This is a genomic window from Patiriisocius sp. 208BN25-11, from assembly GCF_058147145.1.
In genome coordinates, this window is the sequence record NZ_JBYVJY010000012.1 from 30,534 (window position 1) to 52,712 (window position 22,179).

General features: G+C 35.9%; 21 protein-coding genes. 12 read left to right on the forward strand and 9 right to left on the reverse strand.

Annotated elements, in window-relative coordinates:
* Positions 1-8 precede the first annotated feature (8 nt).
* From ACY2RS_RS12790 to ACY2RS_RS12805, 4 genes are all read left to right on the forward strand, one after another.
* Positions 9-791 (forward strand): enoyl-CoA hydratase-related protein, encoded by a 783-nt coding sequence (locus ACY2RS_RS12790; protein ID WP_490099058.1) that lies wholly within the window; start codon positions 9-11, stop codon positions 789-791.
* Between the two features lie 56 nt (positions 792-847).
* Positions 848-1,213, forward strand: a complete 366-nt coding sequence (locus ACY2RS_RS12795) for a four helix bundle protein (RefSeq protein WP_490099059.1) — start codon at positions 848-850, stop codon at positions 1,211-1,213.
* Between the two features lie 68 nt (positions 1,214-1,281).
* Complete coding sequence (locus ACY2RS_RS12800; protein ID WP_490099060.1) at positions 1,282-2,463, forward strand: 3-hydroxyacyl-CoA dehydrogenase NAD-binding domain-containing protein; 1,182 nt, start codon at positions 1,282-1,284, stop codon at positions 2,461-2,463.
* A gap of 88 nt (positions 2,464-2,551) precedes the next feature.
* On the forward strand, positions 2,552-2,965 hold the full coding sequence (locus ACY2RS_RS12805) for a PaaI family thioesterase (RefSeq protein ID WP_490099123.1): 414 nt from the start codon (positions 2,552-2,554) through the stop codon (positions 2,963-2,965).
* A gap of 5 nt (positions 2,966-2,970) precedes the next feature.
* Here the strand turns inward: ACY2RS_RS12805 and ACY2RS_RS12810 are convergent, their stop codons facing one another.
* Genes ACY2RS_RS12810 through ACY2RS_RS12820 form a run of 3 tightly spaced genes read right to left on the reverse strand, consistent with a single transcriptional unit; the run spans position 2,971 to position 5,722 of the window.
* Positions 2,971-3,585 carry a hypothetical protein gene (locus ACY2RS_RS12810; RefSeq protein ID WP_490099061.1) on the reverse strand — a complete coding sequence of 205 codons (615 nt, stop codon included), beginning with the start codon at positions 3,583-3,585 and terminating at the stop codon, positions 2,971-2,973.
* 13 nt (positions 3,586-3,598) lie between these two features.
* Complete coding sequence (locus ACY2RS_RS12815) at positions 3,599-4,861, reverse strand: hypothetical protein (protein WP_490099062.1); 1,263 nt, start codon at positions 4,859-4,861, stop codon at positions 3,599-3,601.
* A 60-nt stretch (positions 4,862-4,921) separates the two neighbouring features.
* Complete coding sequence (locus ACY2RS_RS12820) at positions 4,922-5,722, reverse strand: helix-turn-helix domain-containing protein (protein ID WP_490099063.1); 801 nt, start codon at positions 5,720-5,722, stop codon at positions 4,922-4,924.
* A gap of 159 nt (positions 5,723-5,881) precedes the next feature.
* On the opposite strand from ACY2RS_RS12820, the gene pcaF reads away from it, so the two are divergent.
* The 4 genes from pcaF (at position 5,882) to ACY2RS_RS12840 (ending at position 10,918) form a co-directional block, all read left to right on the forward strand.
* A complete protein-coding gene (gene pcaF / locus ACY2RS_RS12825; protein ID WP_490099064.1) occupies positions 5,882-7,096 on the forward strand; it encodes a 3-oxoadipyl-CoA thiolase in 1,215 nt (404 codons plus the stop codon).
* A gap of 91 nt (positions 7,097-7,187) precedes the next feature.
* The gene (gene paaZ, locus ACY2RS_RS12830) at positions 7,188-9,728 is read left to right on the forward strand and encodes a phenylacetic acid degradation bifunctional protein PaaZ (protein ID WP_490099065.1); all 2,541 of its coding nucleotides are present in this window, start codon (positions 7,188-7,190) and stop codon (positions 9,726-9,728) included.
* 102 nt (positions 9,729-9,830) lie between these two features.
* The gene (locus tag ACY2RS_RS12835) at positions 9,831-10,118 is read left to right on the forward strand and encodes a GIY-YIG nuclease family protein (protein ID WP_490099066.1); all 288 of its coding nucleotides are present in this window, start codon (positions 9,831-9,833) and stop codon (positions 10,116-10,118) included.
* A gap of 47 nt (positions 10,119-10,165) precedes the next feature.
* Positions 10,166-10,918, forward strand: a complete 753-nt coding sequence (locus ACY2RS_RS12840) for an enoyl-CoA hydratase/isomerase family protein (RefSeq protein ID WP_490099067.1) — start codon at positions 10,166-10,168, stop codon at positions 10,916-10,918.
* Positions 10,919-10,920: 2 nt separating this feature from the next.
* Here the strand turns inward: ACY2RS_RS12840 and ACY2RS_RS12845 are convergent, their stop codons facing one another.
* Positions 10,921-11,211 (reverse strand): hypothetical protein, encoded by a 291-nt coding sequence (locus ACY2RS_RS12845; RefSeq protein WP_490099068.1) that lies wholly within the window; start codon positions 11,209-11,211, stop codon positions 10,921-10,923.
* A 108-nt stretch (positions 11,212-11,319) separates the two neighbouring features.
* On the opposite strand from ACY2RS_RS12845, the gene ACY2RS_RS12850 reads away from it, so the two are divergent.
* Positions 11,320-11,916 carry an acyltransferase gene (locus ACY2RS_RS12850; RefSeq protein WP_490099069.1) on the forward strand — a complete coding sequence of 199 codons (597 nt, stop codon included), beginning with the start codon at positions 11,320-11,322 and terminating at the stop codon, positions 11,914-11,916.
* A 1-nt stretch (position 11,917) separates the two neighbouring features.
* On the opposite strand, the gene purT is transcribed toward ACY2RS_RS12850, so the two are convergent.
* Complete coding sequence (purT, locus tag ACY2RS_RS12855; RefSeq protein WP_490099070.1) at positions 11,918-13,084, reverse strand: formate-dependent phosphoribosylglycinamide formyltransferase; 1,167 nt, start codon at positions 13,082-13,084, stop codon at positions 11,918-11,920.
* Positions 13,085-13,297: 213 nt separating this feature from the next.
* Between purT and ACY2RS_RS12860 the strand changes: the two genes are divergently transcribed.
* Complete coding sequence (locus ACY2RS_RS12860) at positions 13,298-14,101, forward strand: T9SS type A sorting domain-containing protein (RefSeq protein ID WP_490099071.1); 804 nt, start codon at positions 13,298-13,300, stop codon at positions 14,099-14,101.
* Positions 14,102-14,169: 68 nt separating this feature from the next.
* On the opposite strand, the gene ACY2RS_RS12865 is transcribed toward ACY2RS_RS12860, so the two are convergent.
* Positions 14,170-15,357 carry a pyridoxal phosphate-dependent aminotransferase gene (locus ACY2RS_RS12865; protein WP_490099072.1) on the reverse strand — a complete coding sequence of 396 codons (1,188 nt, stop codon included), beginning with the start codon at positions 15,355-15,357 and terminating at the stop codon, positions 14,170-14,172.
* Between the two features lie 4 nt (positions 15,358-15,361).
* A complete protein-coding gene (locus ACY2RS_RS12870) occupies positions 15,362-16,465 on the reverse strand; it encodes a fatty acid desaturase family protein (RefSeq protein ID WP_490099073.1) in 1,104 nt (367 codons plus the stop codon).
* Positions 16,466-16,587: 122 nt separating this feature from the next.
* On the opposite strand from ACY2RS_RS12870, the gene rsmG reads away from it, so the two are divergent.
* Positions 16,588-17,220 (forward strand): 16S rRNA (guanine(527)-N(7))-methyltransferase RsmG, encoded by a 633-nt coding sequence (gene rsmG / locus ACY2RS_RS12875; protein ID WP_490099074.1) that lies wholly within the window; start codon positions 16,588-16,590, stop codon positions 17,218-17,220.
* 89 nt (positions 17,221-17,309) lie between these two features.
* Here the strand turns inward: rsmG and ACY2RS_RS12880 are convergent, their stop codons facing one another.
* The gene (locus ACY2RS_RS12880) at positions 17,310-19,037 is read right to left on the reverse strand and encodes a T9SS type A sorting domain-containing protein (protein WP_490099075.1); all 1,728 of its coding nucleotides are present in this window, start codon (positions 19,035-19,037) and stop codon (positions 17,310-17,312) included.
* 240 nt (positions 19,038-19,277) lie between these two features.
* Between ACY2RS_RS12880 and ACY2RS_RS12885 the strand changes: the two genes are divergently transcribed.
* Positions 19,278-20,003: a T9SS type A sorting domain-containing protein gene (locus ACY2RS_RS12885; RefSeq protein ID WP_490099076.1), complete on the forward strand. Its 726-nt coding sequence runs from the start codon at positions 19,278-19,280 to the stop codon at positions 20,001-20,003.
* 485 nt (positions 20,004-20,488) lie between these two features.
* On the opposite strand, the gene ACY2RS_RS12890 is transcribed toward ACY2RS_RS12885, so the two are convergent.
* Positions 20,489-22,162 (reverse strand): DUF6029 family protein, encoded by a 1,674-nt coding sequence (locus tag ACY2RS_RS12890; RefSeq protein ID WP_490099077.1) that lies wholly within the window; start codon positions 22,160-22,162, stop codon positions 20,489-20,491.
* Positions 22,163-22,179 lie beyond the last annotated feature (17 nt).

Consider the following 22,179-nt stretch of genomic DNA (forward strand, 5'->3'; position numbering starts at 1 on the left):
ATGAATTTATGACCCAACCAATAACCAAACAAATCAACAACGGCGTTGCAACCTTAATGCTTAACCGTCCCGACGTATTTAATAGTTTTAATAGAGAAATGGCCTTGCTATTTCAAAATGAATTAGATGCTTGTGCTTCAAATCCAGAAGTTAGAGCGATTATCATTACTGGTGCTGGAAAAGCATTTTGCGCCGGTCAAGATTTAAAAGAAGTAACCACTCCAGAACTAAATCCCGGGTTTAAAAAAATATTAGAAGAGCATTACAATCCAATTATTACGCGTATTAGAGCTATCGAAAAACCAATAATAGCAGCGGTAAATGGCGTTGCAGCAGGAGCAGGGGCTAATATTGCATTGGCATGTGATGTAGTTGTTGCGCATGAAAAAGTAAGTTTTATACAAGCGTTTAGTAAAATCGGACTCGTTCCAGATAGCGCAGGTACGTATATGTTACCAAGGCTAATAGGGTTTGCCAAAGCATCTGCCCTAATGCTGTTAGGAGATAAAGTTTCTGCAGAAGAAGCCGAACGTATGGGAATGATTTACAAAGTAATTTCTTCGGAAATTTTCGAAGACGAGGTGCTTTCCTTGGCAACAAAAATGGCTAAAATGCCTACAAAAGCGCTTGGTTTAACAAAAAGTTTGTTGAACGAGTCTATGGCAAACGATATTACTTCCCAGCTTGCATTAGAAAGTAAATTACAAATAGAGGCCGCCCAAAGCGAAGATTACGCAGAAGGAGTAGACGCCTTTGTTAACAAAAGGAAACCTGAGTTTAAAGGGAAGTAGAGAATAAAGAATATCGAACCGCAGAATTTTGAATGTCGATGTAAACAAATTATAGTATGAAAAGCAATAAATTTGATTTAGAAGAGCGTTTGATTGATTTTTCAGTAGCGATTATATTGATTTGTAATAAATTGGATGGTAGTTATGCTTCTCAACATTTAAGTAAACAATTAATCAGATCAACTACTTCAGCAGCATTAAATTATGGAGAAGCACAAAGTGCCGAATCTAAAAAGGATTTCTTGCACAAGTTGAAATTGTGTTTAAAAGAACTTCGAGAATCTTTAGTGAATATTAAAATTCAAAAAGGCGCTAATCTTATTAAAGAAGATACTAAATTAGATGCTTTGTTTATTGAAAATAACGAATTGATTTCAATTTTTGTTGCAAGTATTCGAACTTCTGAACGTAAAGGGTCTTAATTTAAACTTTTAAAATTTCGATATTCGGTGTTCAAACCTCGATATTCGATATTCAAACATAACAGTTAATGGAAATTAAAAAGATTGGTATCATAGGAGCAGGAACCATGGGTTCTGGAATAGCACAAGTAGCATCAACAGCTGGTTGTACTGTGAAATTATTTGATTTAAATCAAGCGGCTTTAGATAAAGCCAAGGCAGCATTAGAGAGAATAACAGCGCGCTTGGTTGAGAAAGGACGTATTACTGCAAAAGAAAAAACGAGTATTCAAGATAATATTTCATACGTAACTTCTCTAAAAGAATTAGCAGATAGTGATATGACTATCGAGGCTATTGTTGAGAATCTGGATATTAAGAAAAAAGTCTTCCAAGAACTAGAAGGTTATGTGTCTTCAGACTGTATCATTGCCTCTAACACGTCTTCACTGTCTATCGCATCTATTGCCTCTTCATTAGAAAAACCAGAACGTTGTGTTGGGATTCATTTTTTCAACCCTGCACCGCTTATGAAATTAGTAGAAGTTATTCCGGCAATACAAACCAGTACTGAGGTGCTTAACATTTCCGAAGAAACAATTAAAAGTTGGAAAAAGGTAGTTGCAGTAGCTAAAGACACTCCTGGATTTATTGTCAATAGAGTGGCGAGACCTTTTTACGGAGAAGCATTGCGAATTTATGAAGAAGGTATCGCAGATTTTGCTACTATAGATCACGCCATGAAAAGTGTAGGTGGTTTTAGAATGGGACCTTTTGAGTTGATGGATTTTATTGGAAACGATGTCAATTATACGGTAACAGAAACAGTATTTACAGCCTTTTACTACGACCCAAGATACAGGCCAGCGTTTACGCAAAAACGTTTCAGTGAGGCTGGGTATTTAGGAAGAAAGTCTGGTAGAGGATATTATCATTATGATGAAAATGGACGTGTCTCTTCGAGCATAGTCGAGAAGTCTGAAGATACGGTGTTATTGAATACTATTTTTGAACGCATTCTTGTAATGCTCATCAACGAAGCCGCAGATGCCTTGTTCTTAAACATTGCAAGCGCAACTGCCATTGATGATGCCATGACTAAAGGAGTAAACTATCCAAAAGGTCTATTAGCATGGGCAAACGAAAAAGGAATAAACTGGTGTGTTGAGACCTTAGATGCTTTGTATGATGAATATCGTGAAGATAGATATCGTTGTTCTCCTTTGTTGAGAAGAAAAGCTGCGGCTGGAACCTCTTTTTTTGATTATTAATAGATACCCTGAGCGTGTCGAAGGGTTGAGTATTCATAATATTGCTTGTGCTTCGACAGGCTCAGCATGACAAATGACACTTGATTTTATGCCTTTATCTGGAGAAAAAATACCTTATAAAATGTTATCCCAAGATGCCTATAGCACTTGGCTTGGGATTGAAATTCTTGAATGTGAAATTGGTCACGTAAAAGTAGGAATGACCATTCGCGAAGAGATGCTTAATAGCATGAACAAAGCCCATGGGGGTATTAGTTATTCGCTGGCAGATACTGCTTTTGGGTTTACAGCCAACACCCATGGAAAATATGCGGTTTCTATAGAGACAAGTATCAATCATATTGAGGCTCTAAATGAAGGAGATTACATTACTGCCGAAGCTACTTTAGATCTTCAAAAAAACAAAGTAGGTTTTAATATCGTTGAGGTTAAAAGAGGCAATGAACTCGTTGCATTGTTTAAAGGCGTTGTCTATAGAACTTCTAAGGATTGGGAGGAATAATCTTGTTAAGATGAAATTTTTTGTGAGTTTGTCACAGAAATAACAACCCTAAAACTTACAGAAGTTGATGGGCCTTCAAAGGTTTGATTCGTTCCTTCTCTAAACCTAAAGTATTTTTCTTTTTCTGGTTGGTGCTCTTTTAATAATAAATTTCCTTGAGTACAAATTGCATATTGTAATTCACCTTGATTAGCCAAGCGTACTTCGTATTTAAATTTTGGATAGTTTACTTGTAAGGTTTTTTCTAGCCATTTACAATACTGCAAGGCGTTTTCTTTAGAAACAGAAAAGACAGGAAATTCCTGATAGGTTGGATGGAAAAAATAATTTTCTTCAAGGGTTTCATTTTTCCAAAGAGAAGAAACAGGAAGGTTTTTGTTGTAAAATGTTGGGTTGCTTGTTTTATAACTATCCACAAACTCTTTGTACAATTGATTTGAAACCAAATCACTAATGTAGACATTGGTGTTTGAAGTTGCTTCTTTTACAATAAGTTCACAATGCTCTTTAATAAAAGCGGGTAGCTTTCTGGTTTCTTTTTTTGAGAATTGTGCAGTAGCAGTAACACTTAATAAGAATGCTGTTACCGTGAGTGTAAATAAAATGGCTGTCTTTTTCATAAGTTGTTATGTATTATTGGTTCATTGGCCTTTCGCTAATCCAATGAAAACCACGATTCATCAATAAGAAATCGTCTTTTGTTTTTCGAATAAAGTTTACTTTCAGCGTATCACATTTGTAGATGCCTTCAATAGTCATAGTGCTGTCGGTTTGCACGTATTTAAAAGTATGTATTTCTGTAGAATCTCTATAGTTGGACCATTGCATCGTTTTTTTAATAATGTCTGTGGTATCGCTCCTTAAGCCAGAACGATTTTTAGGATCCATACCGTACAATTGTACAGAACCTTTTCTTTCAATTCCCAAATAACGCCATCTTTTTTTATCTGTTAAAAGCGGTGGGATGGTGTCGTTATTTTTTATAAAATCTACTGTTTCATAGAGCCCATAAAGTTCAGGTTTTGGCGCATTGGTTCCGTAGGTGTCTCTACGCTCTAGCTTTCCATCAATGTTAGAATATAGTAAGAAGGCTACAAAGATCCACTTCAAGGCAACATGAGCAGTACGCCATGATTTCTTTTTGAATACTGAAAAATACTGATACGTACTTGTGTTCTTAATATTAAATATAACATGAGCTAACCGTTTGTAATGAGCACCAAGAATAATTGCGGTCATGAGTAATAATTGGATAGAAAATATTTTTACAGGGACATCAAAAAATAGATTTACTGCTACAATGTTTGAAGTCACAGATAATAAAATGATTCCTCCTAATACAACTGTTTTTCTATGAAATAATAAAACCCCTCCAATAACTTCACCCAAACCTACAAACATGTTAAAGCCTGATGAAAACCCCATATATGTCCAGGCTAAACCCATTGGAGATGAGTCTCCGTATGGCTCTAACAATCTAAAAAACCCAGGGGCTGGAAATTGCAGTTGTATTACTTTTACCATCCCATAACTTAGCATCATAGCTCCAACAAAGTAGCGTAAACTTGCAATAAACCAGTAGTTTAGTTTTGAATAGTCTTTTTCTTTTCGCTCAAGTAAAGACCACAGTAACGTTCCAACTATAGCAACTACAAATAAGAAGAGGATGGTGATATAATCTCCTGTAGTATCACCACTGCCTCGACCGTTCATGTTCACTTCTCCTTCAATTCCAAGGATTGTATTTCCAAACCATGGAATCACGGTTTGGTAAAAGGATTGTGTCCACTCTGCAACGATATCCAGAAAAGGGATATAATACAGCGGAAATGGAAAAATCATCAAGCCAAAAAAGAGAAAGATGAATCGAAATAAAATTTTGTTGTTCGTAAACATATTGGTTTTTAAACCAAACATAAGCAAAGCTATTAATTAGAAATTGTACAAAAAAGACACCTAGCTAATTTTGAAATAAATATTTTCTTCTGTAATGGTGTCAACTTGTTTAAAAAATGTGCTTGGGGTCTCAGAAGAAAGCTGTTTGAACAGTTTGTTAAAATGAGATTGGTCATAATATCCTAGATCATATGCCAATTGCGCCATTGTTTTTTCTGGATTTTCAACCTTAATCTTTTCTAATGCTTTTCGAAACTGAATGGTTTTCAATAAAACACTCTCTGGAACACCGCAAATATTTTTAAAAGCTCTGTAAAATGTTTTAGAAGAAATGGGATAAATGCGCTGAACTTCTTTTTCGGCATGCATATTTTTGATGGCATCTTTAATAAAATCTGTATGCTTTTTTTTTGAAATTTTAGGCAACAAATAGGTTTCTAAAGCATTGTTTTTTTGTTCAGCACTGTATTCAAATAATTTAGGATGCTGTAAAATAAAATCATCAAAATCGTGAAATGGAATCGAATGTGTTTCAGCTCCAATAATTGGAAGTTTGTCAATAAATTGTGCTAATCCAAAAGGCTCAAATATCAGGCAAAATTCTTCAATATTACCTAGTGTTTCAATTTTTATGGGCTTGTAAAAATTATTGGTGTAAATACATTTAATTGATTTTTTATGAGAAGGTTTAACCAACATCTTGTCTTTAGAAAAATCAATCTCAACATCCTTGAAAAAACAAATTGGAATAGCTGCGTTAGGATAGGCATGATAGGATACATTGTCAAGAAAACCAGTGTACGAAAATCTAAAATATTCTTTTATTATTGGGTTTTTAGGATGTATAATTTTAAAATCCATTCAATGAAATCAATAGGAATATATATGGTATAGTTTGTTAACTTTGTGGAACTACATTTTATTGTAGGGCAACAAAATCAATAGCATCTATTAGACGCATTTTTAGTAAAAAAGTTGCAAAAAAGTTTAAGTAAAATGTAAACCCTTAAAAACTAGACATTGAAAGAAACATATATCGTTGACGGTGTAAGAACACCCATTGGAAATTACAAAGGAACCCTTAGTGCTATAAGAACAGATGATTTGGGCGCACATGTAATTAAAGCAGTGGTTGCAAAAAATCCAAACATACCTAAAGAGGCTTTTGATGATGTTATCATGGGCTGTGCCAATCAAGCTGGTGAAGACAATAGAAACGTTGCTAGAATGAGTTTGCTTTTAGCTGGATTGCCTTTTACTGTACCAGGAGAAACGGTAAATAGATTGTGTAGTAGTGGTCTTTCAGCTATTATACATGCCAATAGAGCTATTAAGGCTGGAGATGGAGATTTATTTATTGCTGGTGGTGTAGAAAATATGACCCGCGGTCCCTATGTGATGGCAAAACCATCAAGTGCTTTTGGTGGGGATAGTAAAATGTACGATTCTACTTTTGGATGGCGTTTTATAAATCCTAAAATGAAAGAAATGTATGGTGTAGATGGTATGGGAGTTACCGCAGAAAATTTAGTAGAAAAATATAACATCACCAGAGAAGATCAAGATGCATTTGCGTATCAAAGCCAAATGAAAGCCGCAGCGGCACAAAAAAGTGGCCGTCTTGCAAAAGAAATTGAACCAGTAACAATTCCGCAACGTAAAAAAGATCCTATTGTCTTTGCAAATGATGAGTTCATTAAACCAAACTCTTCTAAAGAAATACTCGCCAAATTAAGACCTGCTTTTAAAAAAGAAGGAGGAAGTGTTACCGCAGGGAATGCATCTGGATTAAACGATGGCGCAGCAGCTACGATTATTGCTAGTGAAGATGCGGTCAAAAAATACAATTTAAAGCCAATGGCAAGAATTGTATCTTCTGCTGTGGTTGGCGTAGCACCAAGAATTATGGGAATTGGTCCTGTAAAGGCTTCAAATAAAGCGCTTGAAAAAGCCGGGCTAAAAATGGAGGATATGGATGTGATAGAACTTAATGAAGCTTTTGCTTCACAAGCACTGGCATGTATCCGTGAATGGGGATTGGAAGATGATGATCCAAGAATTAACCCGAATGGTGGTTCTATTGCAATTGGACATCCATTGGGTGTAACTGGAGCAAGAATTGCGTATTCTGCAGCCTTAGAGCTACAAGAAACAAACAAAAAATATGCTTTAATTACCATGTGTATTGGAGTAGGACAAGGCTATGCAGCTATTATAGAAAATGTAAATCGTTAATTAAATCTAATTGGAGATTGATGATCAACGATTTTTGATGTAAGAGATATATTCAAAAATTTACAATCGTTAATCTTAAATCGTTAATCGAATGAACAAAACACAACATTACCTACAAGGCCAGTGGCATGATGGCGAGGGCGAAGGCATATTAATTCATGATGCAGTAACAGGAGATGCTTTTACAAGTATCGCTATGGGAGGACTAGATATTCCTGCCGCCTTGCAATATGGAAGAGAAAAAGGAGATGTCCTTAGAAAAATGACCTTTCAAGAACGTGGCATGATGCTCAAAAAATTGGCGATGTATCTTACCAAACGTAAAGAAGCTTTTTATGAGTTGAGTTACCGTACTGGTGCTACACGTGTTGATAGTTGGATCGATATAGAAGGTGGTTTTGGAAATCTTTTTGCCAATGCATCTTTGCGTAAGTTGTTTCCTAATCAAAGTTATCATGTTGAAGGAGATCCTATCGATTTATCTCGTGGAGGTCGCTTTATGGCACATCATATCATGGTGCCAAGAAGGGGTGTTGCTGTACATATCAATGCCTTTAATTTTCCTGTTTGGGGAATGTTAGAAAAGTGTGCCGTAAACTGGATGGCAGGAATGCCTGCGGTTGTATTACCTGCACCGCAAACCAGTTATTTAACAGAAGCCGTAGTAAGAGAAATCATTGCTTCAGGTATCTTGCCAGAAGGTGCACTACAACTCATAAGTGGTACTGCTAGAGATATACTAGATACTGTAAATTCTCAAGATGTAGTAACTTTTACGGGCTCTGCCCATACGGGACGCATCCTAAAAAATCACCCGAGACTGACAGAAGAATCGGTGCCATTTACCATGGAAGCAGATTCATTAAACGCCTCTATCTTAGGAGAAGATGCCGTGCCAGGAACACCAGAATTCGATTTGTTTGTCAAAGAAGTACGAAAAGAAATGACCGTGAAAGCGGGGCAAAAATGTACTGCCATACGCCGTATCATTGTGCCGCATAATTTGGTGGAAGATGTGCAAATTGCCATCGGAAAACAATTAGATAAAGTAACCATTGGAGATCCTCGTTTAAAAGAGGTACGTATGGGTGCTCTGGTGAGTCAGGCGCAACGTGAAAGTGTTAAAGAGCAGGTGGCCAAGATTGCCAAGACGGCTTCGATTGTCTACGGAAATATGAATGCCTTAGATACCGTTGGTGCAGATGCACAAAAAGGCGCGTTTATCAAACCTATTTTATTGCGAGAAGATCAACCGTTTAAAAATGAAGCATGTCACACTACCGAAGCTTTCGGACCAGTGAGTACCATTATGCCTTATAAAAATATGGATGAAGCTATAGAATTAGCTCAAATGGGGAAAGGTTCTTTGGTGTCTTCTATCGCTACCAATGATGATAGCCTAGCAAGAGATTATGTGGTAGGAGCTGCATCGCATCATGGGCGCATTTTGGTGTTAAATCGTGAGATGGCCAAACAAAGTACAGGGCATGGTTCTCCCTTACCAGCTTTAGTGCATGGAGGTCCTGGGCGTGCCGGAGGAGGCGAAGAAATGGGAGGTATTCGTGGTATTAAACATTATTTACAACGTTGTGCTATCCAGGGAAGTCCGACTACCTTAACTGAGGTGACGGGTATCTACCAACCAAAAGCGGCATACAAAGAGGCTCCACAGCATCCTTTTACCTACCATTGGGAAGACATTCAGCCAGGAATGTCTCTTAAGACTCATAATAGAACCATTACCGATACAGATATTGTTAACTTCGGAAATATTACATGGGACCATTTTTACGCCCATACCGACACCACAAGTCTGGACGGAAGTATTTTTGAAAAAAGAACAGCGCACGGCTATTTTATCATTTCCATGGCAGCCGGATTATTTGTGTATCCAAACAAAGGACCTGTTGCAGCGAATTATGGTTTAGAAGAAATTCGTTTTTTACGCCCAATTTATCACAATGATACTTTGTATGTTCGACTTACATGTAAGCAAAAAGTGGATAGAGATTCTAGAGGAAAAGAACACCCAAGTGGGATTGTAAAATGGTATGTTGAGGTATTTGATGCCAACGTCGATACAGCAAATGCTATTTTGCCAGACGGCGCAGAAAAAGAAGATCCATTAGTGTGTGTGGCTACCATTTTAACCATGGTAGAAAAGAAACAAGAGGTGTTTACCGAAATGACAACCGATAGGATCAAGTCTTGTTTGGCTAAACTTTCCGAAGAAAGCAAACCAAAATGGGGAATTATGACCCCGCAGCATATGATAGAGCATTTGGAGTACACCTATAAAATTGCTTCAGGAGAAATTCAAGATTTTGAGATTGCTACTCCAGAGAAATACCTTGATAAGGTGCGCGATAGCTTATATAATTATGAAAAATTTCCTGAAAATTCAAGATTTCCAAGTCTTGAAAAGGATACTTTAGCACCATTAGAACATCCAGATTTACAAACAGCAAAAGAAAAGTTTCTTGCGCAACGTTTTAAATATTTAGCCTTTTTTAATGAAAACCCAGACATGCTATTAAAAAACATTGTTTTTGGGGAGTTAAACAAATATGAGTGGTATTTAATTGAACGAAAACATTTGAATCATCATTTTGAGCAATTTGAATTGCTTTAGCAATTCAAATTGCTCAAAATTCCCAGCGAATGCGGGAATCTTTTAGTGACACCTAACATTATTAGTTTGAAATTAGTTAAGCAAAAAAATAAATTAATCTAATTGGAAAAATACTACGTCTATTTAATTACTAATAAAAAAGAAGGTGTTTTATATATTGGTAGTACAGGGAGATTAAAAACAAGAATATATCAACATAAAACGAAGGCACATCCCAAAACATTTTCTGCGAGATATAACCTTGGTATTTTAATTTATTTTGAGGTTTTTGAAAATAAGGAAGACGCCCTAAAAAGAGAAAAACAATTAAAAAAATGGAATCGAGATTGGAAAATAAATCTAATTGAAAAGTCTAATCCTAGTTGGAATGACCTTTATGATTCACTATAATTATAACCATTAACAAGATACCCGCCTGCGCGGGTACGTTCAAAACGATGACAGCACCCTACGTAAAAGAAGACATAAATAACGGAATTTCAACCATAGAGTTTTTCCACCCAGCGCACAATAGTTTGCCGGGAGATATCTTGGCAAAACTAGCACAAACCATTACCAATGCTGGGACCAACGATGCCGTAAAAGTAATCATCCTTAAAAGTGGTGGTGTGCGCACTTTTTGTGCAGGCGCAAGTTTTAAAGAATTAATAAATATTAACGATGCAGAAACAGGACGTGTTTTTTTTAGCGGCTTTGCCAATGTAATTAATGCCATGCGTACCTGTCCAAAATTTATTATTGGACGTGTACAAGGTAAAACTGTAGGAGGAGGCGTTGGTGTTGCTAGTGCTACAGATTATTGTATGGCAAGTAAATTTGCTTCCATTAAGTTGAGTGAGCTCAATGTAGGTATTGGACCATTTGTAGTAGGACCTGCTGTAGAACGCAAATTAGGATTGACAGGTATGTCGCAAATTGCTATAGATGCTAATTCTTTTTATGATGCAGAATGGGCAAGACAAAAAGGATTATATGCAAGTGTGTATGAATCAACCGAAGCATTAGATGCCGCGGTACAAGCTTTTGCTGAAAATTTATGTACTTATAACCCAGAGGCAATGCGCGAGATGAAAAAAATTATGTGGGCAGGAACAGAGCACTGGAATGAACTTTTAGCTGAGCGTGCTGCTATATCGGGACGATTGGTGCTAAGCGAATTCACTAAAGAAACGCTAAAACGTTTTAAATAAGCTTATTCAACACCAACAATGCTCTCAAGCGGAATTGTAGTAGCATTTTTAAGAACAACAAATTTTTTGGTAACAGCCCAAACAGTGGTATTCACTCTTAGTAATTTGTCATTTTTGTCCATAAAATAAATGTTTACTTTATTTCGTAAAAGGTTACCAAGTTTAGCTGCTCTCGTAAGTTGATGAGCACGTTCTTTTTGTTGGTCTTTGTTGATTAAAACATCTTGTTTAGAAAATTGTACGTGATGTATATCCTCTTTTGCAATGGTAAAGGTTCTAAGTGCAGTTCTCATAGGTTAATTTTTAATTAAAACTTAATTTTTCTTTTTTTTATTGTATACTCAGTCGAAATGTTTTTGAATTACTTAATAGATTAACATAATTTTTAAAATTTCAGCAATATGATTTATTGTTTTAAAGGACATATCCCAGTAGTGCACCCCTCAAGTTTTGTGCATCCTTTGGCAGCAGTTACAGGCAATGTAATTATAGGAAAGGATTGTTATATCGGTCCTGGAGCTGCCATTCGTGGTGATTGGGGAGAAATTATTTTAGAAGATGGCGTAAATGTGCAAGAAAATTGCACCGTGCATATGTTTCCAGGAAAATCTATTGTATTGAAAGCAGGAGCACATGTAGGTCATGGAGCTATTATTCATGGAGCAAATCTAGGACGTAATTGCATGGTGGGTATGAATAGTGTTATTATGGATGGAGCCGAAATTGGTGACGAGTGTATTGTTGGGGCAATGACATTTATAAAAGCTGAAACGGTGTTTGAGCCAAGACAATTAATCGTGGGAAATCCAGCCAAATCGATCAAAGAAGTTTCAGAGCAAATGATTGCATGGAAAACTGCAGGGACTAAATTGTATCAGCAATTACCTTTAGATTGTCATGAAACACTTCGTGAAGTGGAACCTCTTCGAGAAATTCCAGAAAATAGACCCGTACAAGAAGATTTCTATAAGACCTTGGCAGCGCTTAAGAAAAAATAGGCTAGGGTAGTACTTTTACTTGAGCAGCTAGCTCTTTTGTTTTTTTTGTGATTTCTGAAATATTAGTTTCAAGATCATCATAGCATACTACGACACCCATTCTTCTATAGGGTCTTGATGTAGGTTTTCCGAATAACCTAAAATCTGTTTTTGGTGCATTGGCGAGTACCTCAAGGTTTTCGAAACTTGGATTTTTAGAATCTTCTGAAGCTAGCAACACGGCACTTGCTCCATTTTTTTCGAGAGTGATTTCTGGAATTGGGAGGCCGATAATTGCGCGTAAATGTAGCTCAAACTCGTTGAAATTTTGAGTATTTGCTAGGGTGACCATACCTGTATCGTGTGGTCTTGGTGAAAGTTCAGAGAAGTAAACTCCACCTTTATTAGATATAAAAAATTCAACACCCCAAATACCATTGCCCGTAAGGGCATTGGTAACAGCTTTTGCCATCGCTTGTGCAGACTTTAAATGATAGTCGTGCATTATAGCGGGTTGCCAACTCTCTTGATAGTCTCCACGTTCTTGTCGGTGTCCAATAGGCGGACAGAAAAGGGTTTCACCGTTTTCTTGAGTCACAGTGAGTAATGTTATTTCGTAATCAAAATCAATAAAAGCTTCTACGATAACTTCGGCAACATCTCCACGAGATCCTTCTTGAGAATAAGACCAAGCTTTATGAATGTCGGCTTCCGTTTTAATGGTACTTTGTCCTTTTCCACTAGAAGACATGAGAGGCTTTACAACACATGGCATTCCAATTTTTTGAACTGCTATTTCAAGTTCTATTGCTGAGCTAGCATAATTGTAGTTTGCAGTTTGTAGGTCTAGTTCCTTGGCCGCAAGGTCTCTTATAGCTTTTCTGTTCATGGTGTAGTTTGCTGCTTTTGCAGAGGGAACTACAGTATAGCCTTGTTTCTCATATTCGTATAGTCTTTCGGTACGAATGGCTTCTATTTCAGGAACTATAAAGTCTGGATTGTGTTTTGCAACAATGGTGTCTAATGCATTTCCATCGAGCATATTTATCACTTCATGTTCATGAGCTACTTGCATAGCAGGGGCATTTTTATAACTATCTACTGCAATCACATATTGGCCTAAACGTTGTGCTGCAATTACAAATTCTTTGCCTAATTCACCAGAGCCTAATAATAAGATTTTTGCCATTTTTTTGAGGTTTTAACCATTTTAAAGCAAAGTTACCATTAAATAATCGTTTTTATTTAATCCCTATGAAGTGAATGGGATAGCTTTATTGACGGTTTTTTCGAGAGCTTGCGTTTTTTGAATGAGTTTATTATGAGTTTTACTAGTGTGTTTTTGTTTGTGCTTTAGGCTTTTTCCGCTACTTTTATTGAGTATTAATCAAAAATTAACATGATGAAAAAAATTATTTTAAGCGCTTTAGCAGTGCTATTATCGACTGGGCTTTTTGCTCAAATCCAAAACTATAATCTTGGAGATGTTGTTGATGATTTTACAGTAACCGATACCAACGGTGATACTTGGAATTTGTACGACATAACTTCTCAAGGTAAATATGTATACTTAGATTTCTTTTTTGATACCTGTCCTCCTTGTCAAGCGACCTCAAGGTACTTTAATGAATTTTATGACAAGTATGGATGTAATGAAGGTGAGGTTTTTATGATTGCTATCAATAATGGAACAGACAACAATGCGGAGGTAATTGCTTTTAAAGAAACTTATGGTGGAGAATTTGAACAAGCCCCAGCCGTAAGCTCTGAAGGTGGTGCTGGTGCTGTAGACTCTAATTTTAACCCTACAGCATATCCAACATATTGCTTAATAGGACCTGATAATACATTACTTAATAACGATATATGGCCAATTAGCAATGTTGGAGATTTTGAAGCAACGTTTGCGCAAGTTGGTATTGATCCAACTCCTATGCCATGTACAGAATTAGGTCTTGAAGACGCAGCTGCAGTAGATTTTAATGTGTATCCAAATCCTAATACTGGATCTCAAATTAACATTGCTTTAGGTGCAAATGTTGCAAATGCTGAAGTTATTATTTACAATGTGTTAGGAAGTGTTGTGTATACAAATACATTTAACCAAAATCAATTTACTATTGATACTAACTTGTCTAGTGGAAGTTATATCGTAAGTGTTTCAACTGAAGCAGGAACAGTAAATAAGAGTTTAGTAGTAAAATAAGTACTATGAAATAGTATATAAAAAAAGCACTGAGAAATCAGTGCTTTTTTTATGGGTGTACGTTTTAACTATACCAATGCATCTTTAATTTGTTGCATGGCATTTTTGATATCATCATCTGAAGCAGCATATGAAATACGAATACAATTTGGGTCTCCAAATGCATCTCCTGTTACAGTAGCTACTTTTGCATTCTCTAGTAGGTACAGCGAGAAGTCTGTTGCGTTGTTAATTTTTGTCCCACGTATCGTTTTTCCGAAGTAAGAAGAAATGTCAGGAAATACATAAAAGGCACCCTCTGGTTCATTGATTTTAAAGCCTTCAATTTCACTTAATAGATCCAAAATTAAAGTGCGTCTTTCCTTAAAGGCATCTATCATGTATTTAATTTTACTTGGATCACTGTTTAAGGCAGCAACTGTTGCTTTTTGTCCAATACAATTTGCGCCACTAGTTACTTGTCCTTGCATTTTATTGCAAGCACGTGCAATGTATTCTGGGGCTCCAATAAAACCAATTCTCCAACCAGTCATTGAAAATGCTTTGGATACGCCATTTACAGTTACCGTACGGTTGTACATATCCTCAAATTGAGCCATAGAAGCATGTTGAGCTGTGAAATTTATATGTTCATAGATTTCATCGCTAATTACAATAATGTCTGGGTATTTTACCAATACATCGGCCAATGCTCTTAGTTCTTTTTTACTGTAAACAGAACCACTTGGGTTACAAGGGCTGCTATAGATCATCATTTTGGTCCTAGGAGTAATAGCGGCTTCTAATTCTTGCGGTGTAATTTTAAAATCATTCTCAATAGCTGTTTTGATTTCTACAGGAACACCACCAGCAACTTTTGATATATCGCTATAACTTACCCAATAGGGTGCAGGTAACAATACTTCATCTCCGGGATTAAGTAATACTTGAGCTAAATTGTACAAGGATTGTTTAGCTCCGGTAGATACAACGATCTGAGAAGGACTATACGTAAGATTATTATCTCTCTTAAACTTGGTAATTATAGCTTCTTTGAGATCGCCATAGCCATCAACAGGAGTGTAAGAATGGTAGTTGTCTTCTACAGCTTTTATAGCTGCTTTTTTTACAAATTCTGGAACCGTAAAGTCGGGTTCTCCTAAACTCAATCCTATAATATTTTCTCCAGCTTGTCTTAGCTCTCTTGCTTTAGCAGCCATGGCTAATGTTGCTGAGGTAGCCATGTTGTTGATTCGGTTAGAAAGTTTATTGTTCATGTTTTTAAGCAGGTAAAACAGGTTTTTGCCCCATGTGTTTAAGATGTTTAAAATGCGCTATGATAGCTTTTCTAGTGGTCTTATACTCGTTGTAAGGAAGATTGAATTCTAATGCAGTTTCTCGAACAATTTTTGAAATTTTAGTATAATGCACGTGACTAATATTGGGAAAAATATGATGTTCTACCTGATGATTTAAACCACCAGTAAACCAATTCATGATTCTGTTTTTAGTCGAAAAATTAACAGTAGTGAATAATTGGTGAATTGCCCATGTGTTTTTCATGGTACCCGATGCTTCAGGAAGTGGCATATCTGCATCTTCTACTACGTGAGCTAACTGAAAAATTATACTCAAAATTACACCTGCTACATAATGCATGATAAAGAATCCTATTACTATTTTCCACCACGAAAGTCCAAAAAATAAAATTGGAATTACTAGCCAAATAGAGAAATAGATAGTTTTAGTAATAATTAAGATGCTCCATTGTGTAGATGGCTTCGGAAATTTTCCAAACGATAACTTTCGCTTTAAATACCTTTTTGTTTGCTGAAAATCTGTAGTTAATGCCCAGTTAAATGTAAGAAGGCCATATAAAAAGATACTATAGTAATGCTGAAACTTATGCATTTTATGCCATTTAGCATGTCTTGAAAATCGTAATACACGCCCAGCTTCAAGATCTTCATCGTGCCCATGAATGTTTGTGTAAGTGTGGTGCAGCACATTGTGCTGTACCTGCCAGTTGTAAACATTTCCAGCAAGTATATAAATACTGCTACCCAGTACTTTGTTGATCCATTTTTTAGAAGAATAAGATCCGTGATTGGCATCATGCATTACATTCATTCCTATGCCAGCCATACCAACTCCCATAATTACCGTCATAAGAATTTGAGCCCAAGTAGGTAAATTCAAAGTCAGTAATAAGAAATAAGGGGTTAGGTATATTGAAAACATGATTACAGTTTTTAAGTGTAATTTCCAGTTTCCTGTTCGTTGTATGTCGTTTTCTTTGAAGTAAGCATTTACACGCTTATTAAGAGTTCTGAAAAATTTTGCAGAATCAACTCTTGAAAACTTTAATTGATTGTTTGTCAACATATCAGTAGTTTTAATAGACTTTCAAAAATAAAACCGTAAAAATAAACATCTATTGCCTAAAAGGAGTGATCTTATTCATAAAGTTATAAAAGAAATCCTATTTTTGCCTTATAAAAATTATAATGGACGAATTACTTCACTATTTTCCAGATTTAACATCCCTACAGAAAGAACAATTCAAATTACTTTCGACGTTATACCAAGATTGGAATCTCAAAATCAATGTCGTTTCTAGAAAAGATATAGACGAAATATATCTTCGACATGTAATACATTCACTCGGAATTGCTAAAGTGCAGTCTTTTTTGCCAGGAAGTTCGATTTTGGATATTGGTACTGGTGGTGGTTTTCCTGGAATCCCTTTGGCAATTTTATTTCCTGAAGTGCAGTTTCATTTAGTTGACAGTATTGGAAAAAAAATTAAAGTTGTAGAAGAGGTTCGGGATGGATTGGAGTTACAAAATGTAAAAGTGACCAACGCTAGAGCAGAAACAATTACTGGGCAATATGATTTTATTGTAAGCCGAGCGGTAGCTCAAATGGAAACTTTTGTGAGGTGGATAAAAGATAGGGTGGCGAAAAAATCAAATCACGAACTTAAAAATGGGATTCTTTATTTAAAAGGAGGGGATTTGACAGAAGAGTTGTCTTCTTTTTCGAAAGCTTCAGTATATGCTCTTTCTGATTATTATAAGGAAGATTTTTTTGAAACAAAAAGTGTGGTTCACCTTCCTTTAAAGTATAAAGGAAAATAGCAAAAATTATAAATTAGAACATTTCAGAAGAAATAATAAAAAATGCCCTAACAGACGTTAGGGCATTTTTATATGATGTATCTAGGATATTATCTTACTACTACAAATTTCTTAGTAGTTGTAATGTCTCCGATTGAAATTTTAACAAAATACGTTCCAGCTGCATATTGAGATACGTCAATAGCTTCTGTAGTCGCAATGTTAGTTCTTGAAGTCATTAACTGACCTAAGATGTTGTAAACCTCAATTGAAGCGTTATCTGCATTGTTAATTTCTAATGTAGTACTTGCTGGGTTTGGTGATACGCTAACAGTAGAAAGAACATTGTCTTCTAGTCCAAGAACCCCATCAGAGTTAAAGTCTACTGAGAATCCAGCACCGTAATCTCCATTGAAAGGATAAATAACAACACCATTTGCATCTACTAACTCGATACCTCCATTACCTCCTACAGTAAGACCATCTCCAAAAGTGTCATTTGCAGTAAAGGTAATACAGTCATCATCGAAGTTGAATCTGTATTCAAATGTTGTTTGGTCATCACCACCTACAGTTCCAGAATTGTTTCCATCGTAAGAAGCAGATTCTAATACTGTACCAGCAGAATTTCTAAATTCCCAAGTTAGTTCCTCAGCCCAGTTGTCTGTAGTTACTGTTAAATCTATCGTTCCAACAGTTTCAACAGCAGAGTCAAAATCAGTTGAAGCTTCATTGTTATCCACTACATCGTCTGTAGCAACTTCTACGTTAACAGTGTTTGTAGCTTGTGGAGTAAAAGTGATTTCTGGTAATTCAACATCTGTGCTTTGTAAAGACGTTAAAGATCCAGTCCAAGTAAAGTTAGATGCAGTACCTCCATTAACACTGTAAGTAATATCTACACTAGTGATTTCATTCTGTCCTAAGTTTTGGATGTTGATAGAAGGAGAAACTGAAGTTGAGCAAGTCTCAGCGATATCTGCAACAGATCTAAGGTTTACATCATTAGGGTTATCAAGACCAGTTATTGTAGGAGTTGTTCCACTACCACTAGGGATAAGTTGTGTTGTTTCAGTAACAAATACAACAATTTCAAGTTCTCCTAATTCTACTGGGATTCCATTTATGTCTGTTGGTACCGTGTAGCTAAATTGGTTGCTGTATAGAGAACCAGTAGTTGTATTTGAGATTTCTACACCCCATTGTCCAGTAACAAGATCAATAAGTCTATGTTGGTGAACATAGTTGTTTCCCATATTCCCACCAGTTTGTGGCCCTAAGGTGTTGTTTTGAAGTATTGCAACATTAAACATGTTTGTAGCTTCTGGACTGTTTCCAGTGTAGTATGCTTCTACATCAATGGTCATAATGTTGGTTTGTACATTTAATTCAGCTTCAACACCAACATTTACGTAAGAACCTTCTGTGAACAATTGACTTGCAGCAGTTGCCCATGAACCTCTTCCCATTGCTGTAGCTCCAGCTGCTCCTTGTTCTAATCCAGGGAAATTTTGACGGTTTACGGTACCAGCAGGATATCCAGCCAATCCACTTTGTCCATCAATGGCAGCTCCCCATTGTGTTCTGAAATCTGGTTGATTTCCGTTTGGAGCAGCAAAACCACCAGAGTGTATGTTTACTAAATATACATTTCCAGGGTTGTTGTCTTTTAGTGCTTGTGCGATGGCATGTCCATCTGGGCAAAACACACAGTTAATTCCAGTAAATTCTTCAAGTATAACCTTTCTGTTTTCGGGGGTTGTACTAACAATAGTTTGAGCAAAAGCAGCAAGTCCAAAAAGGCATGCTACTATGCTAAGAGATAATTTCTTAATCATGATTTAATGTTTTTTAAGTTAACGTGATGCTAAAATACCAAAATTAATAGTGAAATAATAAAAAATTAACACAAAAAGCTTTGAAAATGAAAAGTTAATTCCCTACTGTTTTTGTAGGTTAAAAAGCTTGTCTTTAGTATTATAGTGGGGTGTGGTGGTTTTTTAATTTTTTTTGATTTAAGTATTTTTTTAACATAAAGTTGTATATTTACAATTCTATAATAATTAAAATGAAATGCTATGAAATTTAAAATATTACTAATCGCTATGTGTCTGGTTTCGGCTAACGTAAGTGCACAGTTTACTTTTTTAGACGTTGATGGTGTTCCAGTAGATAGTGGAACAACTGTTGTATTTGGTCAAGATCAAGTTGGAGATCCTGATGGATTTTTTTCATACTTTGTTAGAAATGATAACGCTACAGATGGAATTTTCATGAAAGCAGAAAGCCTTTCAATTACTGGATCTGATGGTTCAGATTTTGAAATTTGTTTTGGACTTTGTTACACTGGAATTACTGAAGGTCAAAAATTCCCTAACAACGGAAGCGAGTTTATTGCTCAAGGAGCACAAACGTTACCAGGCAACCACTTGGCAAATATAGAAGTAAGTACTTCACCTAAGGAATACGCTTTTAGATACTACCAAACAGATCAATCTGGAGCTACCGAGGTAGGAAATGAATTTTTTATTACTTACAGATACGACCCAAGTCTTGGACTTAATGATAACGCTACTGTTAATTTTGAAATTACAGCGACCTTAATTAGTGACTACCTAGAATTAACTGTTTTAGAAGGTGCTACTGTACGTATCCATGATAAGACAGGTCGTAAATTAAAAGACAAAAAAATTAAGCCAGGTACAAAGAGAATACCAATGACTGATTTACCTTCAGATATGTATTTTGTAACTGTTATAAATGACGCTAATGTTTCAGAAACCGTAAAAGTGGTAAAGAAATAATCGTATCAAACAATATATTATCAAAATGCCCAATGTATACATTGGGCATTTTTTTATGCGCTAGAATCTTTTATGCATTCATGACCAAAACGAATACTCTTAAAAAAGATATTTTACATGAGGAAACTAAGAGAATAGTATAAAAAGAGTGACCTCACCTCTTTTTCTTATTCGCAATTTCTTACGATTTACCTTCCCTTTAAACTCTGTTTTTATGAGACATTAACTTGTTTGTCACATAGTTTAAAACGATACATATAGAGGTATATATCCAAGTTATGTGCTTAAAAATGGAGTGAATGTTTAGTTGTCTTTCTTTCTTTGAGAAGGCATGACTGTTAAATTGCCTTTATGAACGTTTATGTGATGCAGTACTGTATCTAAGCGAAAAGATAATTGCTATTGTTTGAATAGAAGACATGCTTGTATCATAAAAAAAGAGGTCATCGTCACGATGACCTCTTTTTTTATGATATGTATTTCTTTTAGAAAGCGATATTTAAACTGGCGCTAACACCATTACTCTCAGGTACAAATCTACAAACACCACCTACGCAAATAAGACCTCCACGTTGTCTTCCGTAATTCATAGAGACACGAGAATTTCCTTTGGTATAACTACCACCAAGACTGTAGTAATGAATTCGTGATTCTTCTCCACTGTAACCAGATTCTCTATAATTCCAATTGTCGTATGCATATACTGCCCAATTTGAATTAAAATTATATTCTAAAACTAGTGCAGCCCAATTTTGTTGATCTTGTCTAGTCCATAGGTGCTGACCAACTGCTCTAATAGATTTTCCTCCACCTAATTTATATGTTCCTTCTACTACTCCAACATTAGACTTGATTTCTCCTTGTGTTCCTAAGAAACCACCTAAAGCTATAGATTTATCTATGTATACATTTTGATATGTAAATACCGAACTAAATGTTTTAGACCATTTTTTCTTTATTTCTACATTGAAATCTCTATAATATCTTGGGCTGCTTCCAATAAACTTAGCTTCATAAAACCTATTTTCTACATTATATTCTGCGTCTAAAGCTCCAAAATAAGAGAAGTTTGCGGCAATTTTTGTTCCGTATTTTCCTCCTAGAAGAGATCCCTTTTTAAGGGTGTAGTATACATCTACTTGTCCTCCAAGCTCTCCAGCACGTTGCTCTGCATTTTCTATGACCAAAGCAGGCTGAGGGTTGTATACATATATGTTTGTAAGTAAATAGTCTTGTTGTTTCGTAAGACCAGGAAGGTAATTCACAACTTGATCATTAAACTGGTTTCCAGCAGCTTCTCTGTCTGCAAAGAAATTGAAGTTTTCTAACCTTCTAAAAGTACCGTTAATTCCTAATCCTTTTTGAGCATAACCAAGATTGAATTGAAGTGCAGTACCATCGTACAATTTAGGAGAAACCAATTGTCCTTCAAAGAACAATGCATCTTTAGATTTTGATGCTACTTCAATACCTCCGTAAAAGTTACCCTTTACGACATCTAATCTACCTCCAATAACATTTACATTGCTTGGAAGTTCGGTTTGTGTTCCTACTTCTTGGTAGCGTCCTACATAACTAGCACCCATTTTTAGATCAATACCTTTAACACCAAAGGCTTGACTTAGATCTATGTTTCCATCAAGTCCTTGAAGCGTTCCGTTTGAAACATCAAACCCAACTCTTTGTTGTCCATAAAGTGCCGTGAAGTCTAAATAATTAGTTGGATTGTACTTCACACGTACTCCTCTAATAGCATTATTGATACCTAACTGTCTTTCTTCCCAAGAACGAAACACGAGACCACTACCAAATTGATCATAAAAATATCCTCCAGTAACATCTATTTTTTCATTCTTATAATTCAAGTAGTATGTTCCAACGCCATTCCCATTAGCGAATACAGTAGAGTATCCTAACAAGGCATCAGGAAGGTAAGCCTCGTATTGAATGCCGGCTGTAAAGTTTTTAAACGTGTAGGCCATTTGTAGGTAGTTATTTGCTCTAAAAGCATCATCTGGCTGCTCGAAATTAAGTCCTTCATCATAAAGGAGCCATTGAGAATTAGATTCAAAGCCTCCAAAAAAGTAGCCGTCGTTTGTGTTTTGAGAAATAGCTAGGCTGCTATATAACATAGCAATACCAACAAGTATATATTTCATAATTGGTGTCAGTTTGA

Bases quoted from the DNA above. Each gene is read 5' to 3' on its own strand.
- ACY2RS_RS12790 (WP_490099058.1), top strand. From the start codon at position 9: ATGACCCAACCAATAACCAAACAAATCAACAACGGCGTTGCAACCTTA.
- ACY2RS_RS12795 (WP_490099059.1), top strand. From the start codon at position 848: ATGAAAAGCAATAAATTTGATTTAGAAGAGCGTTTGATTGATTTTTCA.
- ACY2RS_RS12800 (WP_490099060.1), top strand. From the start codon at position 1,282: ATGGAAATTAAAAAGATTGGTATCATAGGAGCAGGAACCATGGGTTCT.
- ACY2RS_RS12805 (WP_490099123.1), top strand. From the start codon at position 2,552: ATGCCTTTATCTGGAGAAAAAATACCTTATAAAATGTTATCCCAAGAT.
- ACY2RS_RS12810 (WP_490099061.1), bottom strand. From the start codon at position 3,585: ATGAAAAAGACAGCCATTTTATTTACACTCACGGTAACAGCATTCTTA.
- ACY2RS_RS12815 (WP_490099062.1), bottom strand. From the start codon at position 4,861: ATGTTTACGAACAACAAAATTTTATTTCGATTCATCTTTCTCTTTTTT.
- ACY2RS_RS12820 (WP_490099063.1), bottom strand. From the start codon at position 5,722: ATGGATTTTAAAATTATACATCCTAAAAACCCAATAATAAAAGAATAT.
- paaZ (WP_490099065.1), top strand. From the start codon at position 7,188: ATGAACAAAACACAACATTACCTACAAGGCCAGTGGCATGATGGCGAG.
- ACY2RS_RS12840 (WP_490099067.1), top strand. From the start codon at position 10,166: ATGACAGCACCCTACGTAAAAGAAGACATAAATAACGGAATTTCAACC.
- ACY2RS_RS12845 (WP_490099068.1), bottom strand. From the start codon at position 11,211: ATGAGAACTGCACTTAGAACCTTTACCATTGCAAAAGAGGATATACAT.
- ACY2RS_RS12850 (WP_490099069.1), top strand. From the start codon at position 11,320: ATGATTTATTGTTTTAAAGGACATATCCCAGTAGTGCACCCCTCAAGT.
- purT (WP_490099070.1), bottom strand. From the start codon at position 13,084: ATGGCAAAAATCTTATTATTAGGCTCTGGTGAATTAGGCAAAGAATTT.
- ACY2RS_RS12860 (WP_490099071.1), top strand. From the start codon at position 13,298: ATGAAAAAAATTATTTTAAGCGCTTTAGCAGTGCTATTATCGACTGGG.
- ACY2RS_RS12865 (WP_490099072.1), bottom strand. From the start codon at position 15,357: ATGAACAATAAACTTTCTAACCGAATCAACAACATGGCTACCTCAGCA.
- ACY2RS_RS12870 (WP_490099073.1), bottom strand. From the start codon at position 16,465: ATGTTGACAAACAATCAATTAAAGTTTTCAAGAGTTGATTCTGCAAAA.
- rsmG (WP_490099074.1), top strand. From the start codon at position 16,588: ATGGACGAATTACTTCACTATTTTCCAGATTTAACATCCCTACAGAAA.
- ACY2RS_RS12880 (WP_490099075.1), bottom strand. From the start codon at position 19,037: ATGATTAAGAAATTATCTCTTAGCATAGTAGCATGCCTTTTTGGACTT.
- ACY2RS_RS12885 (WP_490099076.1), top strand. From the start codon at position 19,278: ATGAAATTTAAAATATTACTAATCGCTATGTGTCTGGTTTCGGCTAAC.
- ACY2RS_RS12890 (WP_490099077.1), bottom strand. From the start codon at position 22,162: ATGAAATATATACTTGTTGGTATTGCTATGTTATATAGCAGCCTAGCT.